Below are 11,795 nucleotides of genomic sequence, written 5' to 3' on the forward strand. Positions count from 1 at the left end.
TGTGCTCACCGTCGATCACTCCTGCGACGCGGTCCGTCCACCGCAGTCACCGTCAGTGCTCTGGTGAGCGTGTAGGCCGAGAACAGCGTCGGGAGACCGAGCACCACCCACAGCAGCGTGGAGTCTTGACCGTGTGTAATCACCAACCACTGCACGCCCACGATGACGCCAGCCGTCACGAGCACACGGCCCGTGAGCGACAGCAACCGCGCACCGGCCCGTGCCGTATCCGCCGCAGCCTTCGCCTTCCGCGAACCGGCCCGCCACACCATCACCAACGCCAACAACACACCGACACCGGCGAGCACCTGCGTAACCGTCAGATTGATCGTCATGACGACCGCCCACCCATCCGGCCACGCCGCGCCAGCCACACCGGGTACAGGGCACGCCGCTCCTCCTCGGACAACCCACCCCACACACCCACGGTGTCAGCACCGGCCGTACGCAACTCCAGTTCCAAGCACGCACGCCGTACCGGGCACTCGACGCACAACCGGGCAGCCAACTCCTGATCGGTCGACTCCTCCTCGTCCCACTCAGGCACCTCGTCGGCCGGAACCAACCACAGACACCGACCGTCCAACGTGACGATCTCCCACAACACCTCATCCGGCACCGCCGCGAACCGGTCAAGATCCGCCGCGATCACCTCGAAGTACTCCTCCGGGTTCACCACGAGGCACCCCCGGTCAGCCGAGCAACCTCACGGGCCGTCCGCCGCTCGGCAGCCATACCGGCCACGTCGACCACGCCGCCCGAGTCGACCGCCCGCCGGACCATCTCCTCGACCGCTCGTGCCGGGACGACGTACCGGGTCCGCACCCGGACAGCCGGGAAGGCGTCTTCCCGGATCGCCCGGTACAGCGTGGATGGGTCGATGCGCATGAGGCGGGCAGCCTCCGGCACCGTGTAGAAGGTGGGCGAGCCAGTACTCGCCCCGATGGTTGTACTCATTAGTCACGCCTCCGAAAGACTGATTTCACCGCTCGGAGCGCTGACATAAGCGTTGATTATCGGTCAATCACCGCTGATCTCAGTCATGGCTCCGGAATCCGTCCGAACCGCGCGCTAACGTCGGCGCTGAGGGCGGAGCACGGAGGCGTACGTGAAAGAGGATTGGTCGGCAGTCGCGGAGGCAGTCAACGCCCGCGCGACCGAGCTGGCGCTGAAGCAGCGGGAACTTGCCGAGAAGTCGGGAGTCTCGCTTGCCATCGTGCGAGAGATCCAGCAAGGCCGAATCCAACGCCGACGCAACCCGCGCACTCTCGAAGCGCTGTCGATCGCGCTCGACTGGCACCCGCAGCACCTGACCGCGGTTCTCACCGGCCAGAACCCGCCGGAAGCAGACCCGACCGCGGCACAGGTCGACAACCCGGTCATCCCGCTGCTGAACACCATCATCCGCGAGATTCGTGGACTGCGCGCCCAACTCGGCACGCTCACCAACCGGCTTGACGACGAGTCGAGAAGAAAGGACTAGTTCGGGGTAGTCGTTCGGCGGCTCCTGCGTCGCTGTCATGACAACAGCAGACCGCCGAACAGGGGGTAGAAATAATTGTCAGCGGCTAACGCCCCGCGTGTTAGGTGGAGTTAAGTTCGCAGTTCACGGCCTCAGGGGACGGGGGAGAACGTGGCAGGACAGCGACGACGAGGCGACCGACCGCCGACACGGCTGCAAGCCGTCCGGCGTGAGTCCGGACGCACCCAAGCGCAAGTCGTACGCTACTTCCTCACCAGGGGACAGGCACTAGGCATACCCGTAGCGAGCGAGTCGGCCCTGTCCGTCATGCTGTCCCGCTGGGAGAACGGCCGCGTAGAAGTAACCGACCCCGGCTATCAACGCCTCTTCCGCGAGTTCTACGGCCGAACCAACGAAGAACTTGGCTTCCCACCAGAACATCTGAACGAATCCGCCGAAGAACTTCGCGACCGCTTGGTCATCGCACGCAACATCGATCGCGAAACACTCGACCTGTTCCAACGTCAAGTCAACGACCTACGCAACTCGGACGCACGCTTCGGCGCCGTCGTGGTTCTCGACCAGCTGAACAACCTCGTCCGCCAAATGGAAAGCGTCAAGACGTTCAGCGTGAGCACCCAACTCCGCGAACGCATGGCAGCCATCCTCACCGACGCGCGCACTCTCGCTGGCTGGACAGCACTCGACCGAGGCTCCCAACTCCAGGCTTGGCAGTACCACGAGGACGCCAAGGTCTCCGCCCGCGAAGCAGACTCACCGCACCTCCTGGCCCACGCCACCGCACAACAAGCCGTGATCCTCTTGGACATTGGCGAACCGGCCGCCGCAGTCGAGCTGCTGGAGTACGCCCGGAAGGTAGCCGACAACCACGCCCCGTCCCTCCTCCGGAGCTGGCTCGCCGCAGCACACGGAGAAGGACTCGCAGCGGCCGGACGCCACGACGAGTCCCTACGCGCCTTCGATGCGGCACAAGCACTTCTGCCCACCAACCCGATCGACCCGGAGCTGCCGCACCTGCTCCTGAACGACGGACATCTAGCGAGGTGGCGTGGCAGCGCACTCGTGCGCCTCGCAGACCACAACGCCGTCACCAACCTCGAAGCGGCAGTGCGGGAACTGGAGACGTCCCCACACTCCGCCATCCGCGCCCAACTCCACATGTACGCCGACCTAGCCTTCGCCTACGCCACCGCAGGCGACAGCAAGGGAGCACTGAACTACGCAGCCAAGGCCCGTCAACTAGCCTCCCGCATCGGCTCCGACCGCCAGCGCCAGCGACTGGCGAAGCTCCAACTACCCGAGATCGGCGGACCCGGCGTTGCGTGAAGCCAGGTAGAACAACAGCGGCACAATCGCCCCCGACCCAAGCACTTCGCCGCGCTTGATCAGCTCCAACATCCGATCAATCGGAATCCACTCAATCCGCGCAGCTTCCTCAGCGTCGGTCGGCTCGCCCACCTTCTCAGCGTCCCGCCAAATATAGGCGTTCACCGGGGCGTCCACCATGCCGGGCAACGGCTGAAACGTAGCGATGTGCTCAGGCTCGCCAATCGGCCGCCAACCTGTCTCTTCCTCGGCTTCACGTGCAGCAGTAGAGGCTGGATCTTCGCCTTCCTCGACCAATCCGCCGATAAGCTCATAACCCCACTCGTCAATGGCGAACCGATACCGCCACAGCGTCAGGACTTCTTCGCGTTCATTCAAAAGCAGGGCGACCGCCACGTGGTGCAACTTGACGACGTGATGTTCAAACCGGCTACCGTCCGGTGGTTCGACATCAACAAGGTTCAGCTTGACCCATTTATTGTCATAGACGGTCCGTTCATTGTGAACGGTCCAGCGAAGGTGCTCTGGTGGTTCAATCACTTTCTCAGTCTACTGTACAGATAGAGTTTGCGTGCTGGGATTACAGGTGCGAAGTGTGCAGTAGTTGCTCGACGTTCAAGATCAAGTCCCGCATTTCGGCCGGAACCTCATCACGTCGCATCGCGTACGATATGCCCCGGGCGCTTACGGGCTTCTTGCCTATCTCCTGTAGCTTCTCGTTAAGTGCGCTAATCACGGCCTTAGGCGGTGCGGCGTGGCGGCGCCACTGTTGGTTAGCCCACAGAGTGTCGAATTCTGGCAAATACTTCTGATTTGTCGAAACCAGGTGCTGTTTGGGCCCCTTTTCCTCGTGGTAGCGTTCGGACAAGTATCTCGAAAGAACATCGGTTTTGGTTTCTTGCACGCATTCATCCAGCAGGGATTCGATAGTATCCAGGTCGAGGCCTGTCATTCGTGCAATGGTGGACGCCTCAAGAAAGTAGCTTTCAAGCTCTTTGCGTTTCCATGCGTGTACGCGTACGTCGAACGCTTTTAGTTCGGCATTCGCTTGTTCGACGGCTTGGTCACTTCTGTAGTCGCGATCGAGAACTACGAAGACGTCCACGGCGTTGTTGAGGAAGCTTTCATTAAGCCAGCCGAATGCGCTGGACATTCCTCTTTTCGAGTAGCCCTCCATGGGGACGACGGCCAACCCCTTTTCTTTGCTGAATCGGTGAGCCCCCACCGTCTTGGCGACATTGCGAAGTATCTTCATATCGGTGCCCTCAACAAAAAGGGCTACACGCGAGCGGAGAGTCTTTGCGAGCCTTAGGTTAAATCCGGAACCTAGGGCGTCGTTTAGTTTAGCGAACGCCCTATCGTCGTTGACGCGTCGCGACTTGCCTTTCGTTCGGTCCACAATAACGACCGATTCTCTGCTCCATTCTGCCAAGACTTCCGGTGCATGCGTGGCCAAGATAACTTGGCTATTCACGTCCTCAAGAACTCGGACTAATCTACGTTGCAGGTCGGGGTGAAGAAAGACGTCTGGTTCATCTAGGACAAGAACCGAAGCGTCGGGCTGTCGCCAGATGTGGAAGAGTACTTGAAGCCAAATTTGGAGCCCATCTCCAGCCCAATAAATCTCTTTCTCAGTGTGGGTGCTTGTCTCGCGGTAGAAAAAATCCAGTTCAGGTTCGCCGCTGGTCGTTGAGAGATTCAGTGCACATCGTTCGATCTCGGGTGTATTCTCGAGAGCGAATGCGACGAAATCCGGGTACTTATCCGGCTCGCGATCACGAAGATGGTAAATTTGGTTTCGAAAATGACGACTTACTAGTCTAGTGTTGTAATTTTCCTTAACGTGTTTATAAGTCAACACTACTTCGCGGTGTTCGACCGGCGAAATTGTTGGCACGACACCGATAGATCCGAAATGCTGGCGTGCAGCATTCTTGTCACGAACCGGCATTCCTTCGAGTTGCTCCAAATAGAAGTATGCATCATCCTCAACTGGCCAGACTGCAAACAATTTGGCCCTATTTGTGAACTCTAGTTCCAGTCTCGTTTCGGTTTCGCGGAACTCGTGGCGAATATTTTCCTGTGTGAACTGACTTTCGGGCAAAGCGAGAGTGAAGCCTGGGATTTTCCGGTCTCGTGTTTCGTCAAAGACGAGAACGTCAGGCTTGCGCGAGTGAGCCTGATTAATCAAGTATGCGCACAGTCGCACTGCGCCGATGATAGTTGTCTTACCTGCGTTGTTTGGGCCGACGATCACGGATGAGCCTTTTAGGCTCAAAGTAAAGTCATTGAAGCCCTTGTAATGTACGAGTCTGAGGCGACTAATCACGCTCGTAGCTCACTTCTCGAATCCGTCTCGTCAGTTGATGAAAGGTCGAGTCTACAGTGGCTCGAGATGCTCCGTTGCGATGCCGCGCTCACGACATCTCGCTGTTAGGGGTCTGTGACTTCAGGGTTTGTATGTGAGACCTTCTCGCATTGATTGGTCGGTGGTCGTGAAAGTGGATCTTCATCACTCGATGGTCAGTCGCTCCACAGCGTCCATGAACGTGTCCATGAACAGCCCTCGTTGGGGCCCTTGGATGCCAGGAGTGGCGCCCCTTGTGAGGCCTCAACCCCAGGTCGCCATCGGTGCCGTGCCTACGTGGCCGACTCAAAATCCGTCCAGTGTGCGTTCGAGTCGCACCGGGGGCACTCACAGGAAGCGCGCGGGTCGTCACCTGCGGTCTTGGGTCACCTGCGTCTTGGCGGGCTGCATCAGCTCCGAGGTCGCTTCGTCGGTCTTGTGGTGGACCGTGATCGACGGTCGGAACAGGGTGCACAGCCGGTCCCGACGTTCGGCCGGGGTCTCCGGCGGGCCGTTGTCCCGCTCGCGAGCCGTGTCCGCGAGCTTCCCCGCAGCCGTGGTCGCTCCTCTTCGGACTCCCGGCGGGCGCCCACGGCGTGCAAGGGCGGTTACCGGACCGCGGATGCGGGGGCGCTGACCGGCTCCCGCGGTTCTGCGGTGCGACCACTCCGGTGGGTGATGATCCATTGCGGCGACCTCGCGGACGGCGGTCCGGTCGTTGACGGCGTGACGGCGTACGGGAGGTCGCACCCGGCTGCCGACCCGATGGTGCTCTCGGGCGGCAAGTCGTTGTGGTGGACCACTTCGGTTGTCGGTCGGTGGCGGTTCGGCGTCCGCGCGGCGTGCGGCGGAAGTGATCATCCTGGCCGGTGGTGCTGCTACGCTTGCCGGGATGGTTACCTACGTCAGCAGATCGGAGGTTCCGTTCGCCCAAGGTGAGTGCTGATGCCCGCCTTGACCGCGAATGAGAACGTCCGCCTCCTTTTCTGGGCACGCGTGCGCGAGTTCGCCGTGCCGCCGTCGATGATCGAGACGGCTACCGCCCGCCGCACCGCGGGCGACTGGGCCGGGGCCTGTGCCGCCGCCCGTGTCGATGTGGACCTGGACCTGAGAGCCGTTCGCCGCGCCCACGGCCGGTGGGGTGCGGAACGGGTTCGGGACGATGTGCGCCACTTGGCGCCGGACCTGCTGCGGTGGCACTTCCCGAGGATCGCGCCGGACGGGCTGGTGCGGCCCGGTGTCACGGTTCCCCTGGCTCGGTACGACCTGCCGTCGGTCGCCGGCGACGTGTCGGTGCACCTCGTGGCGCGCACGCCGCCCGCGTGGGCGGACGGCGGCCAGCGGATCAGCCTGGCGTTGTGGGAGAGGTCCCGGCCCGGCCCGCATCCCCACCCCCGGCCCGACCGGCGGTTCCGGCTGGACCTGCACCGGCACCTGTGGGACGTGCGCCGGGTCGGTGAGCTGGCGGAACGGTCCGGGGCGGGGCGGCGGCCCGCCGGGGACGACCCCGCGGTGGACCCGCGGTGGGGTGGGTTCGCGGTCGACCGGTGGGGGCCGGAGGCCTCGCTGCTGCTGCGTGCCGAGGGGCGGGCGGCCGGTGAGGTCGACGTGCGGCTCGGTGGGAAGCGGCGGCTGGTGCTGGAGGTCGGTGAGCGGGGGGAGGCGCGGGTCGTGGCGGCCCGTCCCGGCGGTCGCCCGCTGCCGGTGCTGCCCGAAGCCGCGACGTCCGTGCTGCCCGACCTGGAGTTGCTCCGGGCGGGGTTGATCGACGCCGATCGCCTGCACCCCCTCGTGGCGTCGGCGCTCGTGCCGGACCACCGGGCGGCCCGTGCGGGGCGCGGTCGGGACGGTCCGGGGACCGTGCGCCTGGTCGAGTGCCGCGGCGTCACGCACCGGATCGGTGTGGTGGACGGCGTGCTCGTCCCGCTCGACCACGACCCCGACGAGATCGGCCGCGAGGAGCTGCTGGTCGCGTTGGGCGGCACCCCGTTGCCCTGCCTGCGGGCGATCGACGACGCGCACCGGCGTCCGGAGTCCCTTGTGGACGTTCGCGCGCTGCTCGACCACGGTGACACCGCGGGTGCCCTCGCCGTCGTCGAGGGCCTCCTCGGACCGGACGCGGTGCTGCGCGACGGGATGGTGCGGGACGAGCTGGAGGCGGCCCGCGACCGCCGGGTGGCGCACGGGCTGTACCGGGCCGGGTTGGTCGGGCTCGGCCCCGGACCCGCCGCCCGGGACGGTCACCGCCGCACCCGGAACCGCCCGCGTCACGCGACCGACCGCTGACCCGCGCACTTCCCTCATCCGGCCGACGCACGGCACACGGCGCACGGCCGCGACCCGACTTCCAAGGTGGACGAGAACATGCCCATTTCCCCGAATCCCTCTGCCGGAGCGGCTCACGTCCGGCCGATGGACACCGCCGACGCCCTGCTCGCACTGCTCCGGGAAACGACCACGGAGCCGCGGGCCGACACCCGGCTGGAAGCCTTGACGCTGGCCGTTTCCGCCGACTTGCCCGTGCTGCTGTGGGGCGAGCCGGGCATCGGCAAGACCTCGGCCCTGACCCAGCTCGCCGACGCCCTGGAACTGCCGCTGACCACGGTGATCGCCAGCGTCCACGAGCCGTCCGACTTCTCCGGCCTGCCGGTGGTCGGTGACGACCCGGCCGTGCAGGGCGTGCCGATGGCCCCACCCGACTGGGCCGTGCGCCTGGTCCGGGCGGGCCGCGGCCTGCTGTTCCTCGACGAGCTGTCCACCGCGCCCCCGGCCGTCCAAGCGGCGCTGCTGCGGGTCGTGCTCGAACGCCGGATCGGCGCTCTGAAGCTGCCGCCGGGCGTCCGGGTCGTGGCCGCCGCCAACCCGCGGTCCTCCGCGGCCGACGGGTGGGAGCTGAGCCCGCCGTTGGCCAACCGGTTCGTCCACGTGCAGTGGACCTACGACCACGACGTGGTGGTGCGCGGGCTGGGCGGGACCTGGCCGAGGGCGGCGCTGCCCCGGCTGGACCCGGCGCGGCTGACCGACGCGGTCGCGTTCGCCCGCCGTGCGGTGTGCGAACTCCTGGCGGCACGTCCCCGGCTCGTGCACCAGCTGCCGAGGAGCGAAGCGGGCCGAGGTGGTCCCTGGCCGTCGCCGCGCAGCTGGGAGATGGCACTGCGGCTCATCGCGTTCGCCACGGCGGCGGGCGCCTCGCGCGAGGTGCTGTCGGTGCTGGTGCGCGGCACGGTGGGGGACGGGCCCGGGCTGGAGCTGTTGGCGAGCCTGGACCGGATGGACCTGCCCGACCCGGAGGCGCTGCTCGCCGATCCGGCCGCGGCCGTCCTGCCCGAGCGCGGCGACCTGCGCCAGGCCGTGCTCGACGGCGTGGTGGAGGCGGTGCGCGAGCGGCCGGAGCGGTCCCGGTGGGACGCGGCGTGGTCGCTGCTCGTGCTGGCCCTGGACACCGGCGCGCCGGACCTGGTGGTCGTGCCGGCGTCCACCCTGGCCTCGCTGCGCCGCGACGACTGGGAGGTGCCGGCGGCGATCGAGCGACTGGCCGGCGCGGTGTCGGTGTCGCGGCGGGCCGACCGGGCGGCGGTCGCCGTCGGTGCCCGCGGATGACGCCGGAGGGCTTGGACGAGGAGAAGCTGTTCGCCGCACGGCTGCACGCCGTCCGGAGCCGGCCTTACCTGGCGACGGCGTTGTTCGCGTTGCACGTGGTCGAATCGCGGCGGGTGCCGACGATGGCCGTGGACCGGCACTGGCGCTGCTACGCCTCGCCGGCGTTCGTGGCGCGCACCCCGGTGGAGGAGCTGGCCGGGGTCTGGGTGCACGAGGTCTCCCACCTGTTGCGCGACCACCACGGCCGCAGCGACCGGTTCGCGGCGGAGCACGGGCTGACCGGGCCGGGGGAGCGGTTGCGGATGAACATCGCCGCCGACTGCGAGATCAACGACGACGTGTTCGGCGACGGGCTGCCCGAGCCGGAGGGCGCCGTCCGCCCGGGGACGCTCCGGTTGCCCGAAGGGCAGCTGATGGAGGACTACCTGCGCGGGTTCCGGCTCGGGCCCGGCACCGACGGGTTCGCGTGGCTGGACTGCGGCAGCGGGGCCGACGGGCTGGAGCGGGACTGGGACCCGGGGCCGGACGGCGCGCACGGGCTGAGCGCGCAGGAACGGGACGCCGTCCGGTTCCGGGTGGCGCAAGGCCTCACCGCCCACCCGGGCAGCGCCCCGAAGGGGTGGCGGCGGTGGGCGGAGGACGCGTTCCACCCGCCGCAGCCGTGGCGCGAGCTGCTGGGTGCGGCGGTCCGCTCGGCGGTGTCCGGTCCCGGCGCGGGCGAGGACTACAGCTACGGCCGACCGTCGCGCCGGTCGGCCGGTCTGCCCGGTGTCGTCCTGCCGAGCCTGCGCCGCCGTCCGCCGCGCGTGTGCGTCGTCGTCGACACCTCCGGGTCGGTGAGCGACGGCGAGCTGGGGAGCGCCCTCGTCGAGATCGCGGCGATCGTGCACGCGGTGGGCGGTCGACGTGACCTCGTCTCGGTGCTGTCGTGCGACGCCGCCGCGCACGTCACCGGTCCGCTGTGCCGCGCCGAGGGCATCACGCTCGTGGGCGGTGGCGGCACGGACCTGCGTTCCGGCTTCGCCAAGGCTCTGCGCCGCAACCCCAAGCCGGACGTCGTCGTCGTCCTGACCGACGGGCAGACGCCCTGGCCCGCCGACCGCCCACCCTGTCGGACGGTCGTGGGCCTGTTCCCCCGCGAGCGCTCGTACGACGAGGACGACCCGAACCACGTGCCCGACGACCCACCGGCGTGGGCACGGGTGGTGGCCATCGGCTGACCCGCTCCCTTGCCGGAACGGCAAGTTCTCGTGCCAGGTCGGTGTGCGGCTGCGAAAACTGGGCCCCACACCGACCTGAGGAGCACCGATGACGACATCGACGCGCCTGCTCGCGTGGGCGCTGGCCGTACTGCTCGCGATCGGCACCACGTCCTGCGCCTCGCCGAACGCCTCGCCGAACGCCGACACCGGCCCGCCGCACGCCGCCGCCACCCGCGACGACCCGGTGTTCCAGCGCACCTTCCGGCACGAGCACGCCGAGGTCGACGGCGTCCGCCTGCACTACGTGACCGGTGGCGCCGGGACGCCCGTGGTGCTGCTCCACGGGTGGCCGCAGACCTGGTACGGCTGGTGGCCGATCATGCCCGCCCTCGCCGAGCACCACACGGTCTACGCGGTCGACCTGCCCGGCCTCGGTGACGGCACGGGCACGCCGACCGGGTACAACAAGGCCACGCTGGCGCGGTACGTGCACGCGCTGATCGCCGACCGGCTCGGCATCCGCGACGCCGCCGTCGTCGGGCACGACTTCGGCGCGGCGGTCGCGTTCCAGTACGCGAGCCGGTTCCCCGCCGACACCGCCCGGCTCGGCTACCTCGACCTGCCGCTGCCCGGACCGGCGGTCGACGCGGCCACCTACCGCACGCTGAGCTGGCACATCGCCTTCCACTCCCAGCGCCGGGTGCCCGAGGCGGTCGTGGGTGACGACGTCCGGGAGTACCTGGCGCTCTTCTACCCGCAGGTCGCGTTCGGCGGAACGGCGTTCGGCGGCACCGCGGACCGGTCACCGTTCAGCGACGAGGAGGTCGACGAGTACGCCCGCACCTACCGCAGGCCCGAGGCGCTGACGAGCGGTTTCGAGCTGTACCGCGCGCTCGACCAGGACGTCCGCGACACCGTGGCCGCCGCGCCGGTCAAGGCGCCGACCCTGCTCATGGCCGCGCAGGGGCAGCTCGACGCCATCCGGGCCACCGCCGCGCCGCGCATGGCGAACATCGTGCGCGCGGTGGACGTGCCGGGCGCGGGGCACTGGCTCGTGGAGGAGAACCCGGAGTTCGTCGCCGCGGAGCTGCTGCGCTTCCTCGGCTGACGGCGCTTCCGACCGCGCCTTGGACCACGCTTACGACCGCGCCGCCCGCCCGTGACGGAAGCCACCTACCGATCCGGTCGGTAAGCCGACCGGATCGGTAGGTCCGTGCGTACCGTGGAGGTATGGCGCGAGCGCTCACCGAGGACCAGTTGCTGGACCGCGTGGCCGGCGTGTTCGCCCGGCACGGGTTCGACCACACGTCGGTGAAGGACCTGGCCGACGCGGTCGGGCTGTCCAAGGCGGGGTTGCTGCACCACTACCCGAGCAAGCAGGCGTTGTTCGACGCCGCGCGTGACGTCGGCCGCACGCACAGCGATGAGCTGTTCGCGCAGGCCACGAGGGTGCCGGTGGGTCCGGCGCGGGACCGGCGGGCGGTGGAGCTGCTCGTCGACTTCGCCCTGGACCGGCCCGGCCTGATCGCGCTGGAGTCCCGCGCGATCAGCCTGCTGGGCGCCGACGACGTGGACGGCGACCGCCTGGACGCCCTGTCCCAGCACGTCCTCGCCGTGTTCGGCGCGGACGAGGACGGCGGCGACACCGAACGGCTGGTCCGCGTCATCGGCATGCTCAGCGCCCTGGCCGTGCTCAGCCTGGCCGCCAACCACGCGGGCGAGAAGACCGCGTGGCGGCCGCACATCATCGCCACCTGCCTCGACGCGCTCGGGCACCGCGAACCACCCCCTCTCCACCCATCCCCCCGCGACCCATCCCATCGGGAGGCCTGACCCC

12 protein-coding genes are annotated in these 11,795 nt (G+C 67.7%); 7 read left to right on the forward strand and 5 right to left on the reverse strand.

The window, feature by feature from the left end; translation table 11 throughout:
• Positions 1–5: 5 nt before the first annotated feature.
• From FHX81_RS30370 to FHX81_RS30380, 3 genes are read right to left on the reverse strand one after another with little or no spacing between them, the layout of a single operon-like run.
• A complete protein-coding gene (locus FHX81_RS30370) occupies positions 6–335 on the reverse strand; it encodes a hypothetical protein (protein WP_141981680.1) in 330 nt (109 codons plus the stop codon).
• Complete coding sequence (locus FHX81_RS30375; protein ID WP_342787235.1) at positions 332–676, reverse strand: WhiB family transcriptional regulator; 345 nt, start codon at positions 674–676, stop codon at positions 332–334. Before FHX81_RS30375 ends, FHX81_RS30370 begins: the two co-directional genes overlap by 4 nt.
• On the reverse strand, positions 673–909 hold the full coding sequence (locus tag FHX81_RS30380; RefSeq protein ID WP_342787236.1) for a helix-turn-helix domain-containing protein: 237 nt from the start codon (positions 907–909) through the stop codon (positions 673–675). Before FHX81_RS30380 ends, FHX81_RS30375 begins: the two co-directional genes overlap by 4 nt.
• A gap of 199 nt (positions 910–1,108) precedes the next feature.
• Between FHX81_RS30380 and FHX81_RS30385 the strand changes: the two genes are divergently transcribed.
• Positions 1,109–1,483, forward strand: coding sequence for a hypothetical protein (locus FHX81_RS30385; RefSeq protein ID WP_141981686.1), 375 nt, complete (start codon positions 1,109–1,111; stop codon positions 1,481–1,483).
• Between the two features lie 306 nt (positions 1,484–1,789).
• A complete protein-coding gene (locus FHX81_RS30390; protein WP_246108039.1) occupies positions 1,790–2,809 on the forward strand; it encodes an NsdA family TPR-like regulatory protein in 1,020 nt (339 codons plus the stop codon).
• Here the strand turns inward: FHX81_RS30390 and FHX81_RS30395 are convergent.
• Together FHX81_RS30395 and FHX81_RS30400 are read right to left on the reverse strand one after the other, a co-directional pair.
• On the reverse strand, positions 2,777–3,349 hold the full coding sequence (locus FHX81_RS30395) for an NUDIX hydrolase (protein WP_246108040.1): 573 nt from the start codon (positions 3,347–3,349) through the stop codon (positions 2,777–2,779). The two genes, FHX81_RS30390 and FHX81_RS30395, sit on opposite strands and share 33 nt — an antisense overlap.
• A gap of 40 nt (positions 3,350–3,389) precedes the next feature.
• Complete coding sequence (locus FHX81_RS30400; RefSeq protein ID WP_141981690.1) at positions 3,390–5,138, reverse strand: ATP-dependent nuclease; 1,749 nt, start codon at positions 5,136–5,138, stop codon at positions 3,390–3,392.
• Between the two features lie 963 nt (positions 5,139–6,101).
• On the opposite strand from FHX81_RS30400, the gene FHX81_RS30405 reads away from it, so the two are divergent.
• The 5 genes from FHX81_RS30405 (at position 6,102) to FHX81_RS30425 (ending at position 11,791) form a co-directional block, all read left to right on the forward strand.
• The gene (locus tag FHX81_RS30405; protein ID WP_141981692.1) at positions 6,102–7,442 is read left to right on the forward strand and encodes a hypothetical protein; all 1,341 of its coding nucleotides are present in this window, start codon (positions 6,102–6,104) and stop codon (positions 7,440–7,442) included.
• A gap of 126 nt (positions 7,443–7,568) precedes the next feature.
• Entirely contained in the window at positions 7,569–8,756 is a 1,188-nt protein-coding gene (locus FHX81_RS30410) for an AAA family ATPase (protein ID WP_246108041.1), read from the forward strand.
• On the forward strand, positions 8,753–9,976 hold the full coding sequence (locus tag FHX81_RS30415; RefSeq protein WP_141981695.1) for a vWA domain-containing protein: 1,224 nt from the start codon (positions 8,753–8,755) through the stop codon (positions 9,974–9,976). Before FHX81_RS30410 ends, FHX81_RS30415 begins: the two co-directional genes overlap by 4 nt.
• Before the next feature lie 88 nt (positions 9,977–10,064).
• A complete protein-coding gene (locus tag FHX81_RS30420; protein ID WP_141981697.1) occupies positions 10,065–11,066 on the forward strand; it encodes an alpha/beta fold hydrolase in 1,002 nt (333 codons plus the stop codon).
• A gap of 122 nt (positions 11,067–11,188) precedes the next feature.
• Positions 11,189–11,791 (forward strand): TetR/AcrR family transcriptional regulator, encoded by a 603-nt coding sequence (locus FHX81_RS30425; protein WP_141981699.1) that lies wholly within the window; start codon positions 11,189–11,191, stop codon positions 11,789–11,791.
• The last annotated feature ends 4 nt before the right edge of the window (positions 11,792–11,795 follow it).

The organism is Saccharothrix saharensis, assembly GCF_006716745.1.
Classification (GTDB): Bacteria; Actinomycetota; Actinomycetes; order Mycobacteriales; family Pseudonocardiaceae; genus Actinosynnema; species Actinosynnema saharense.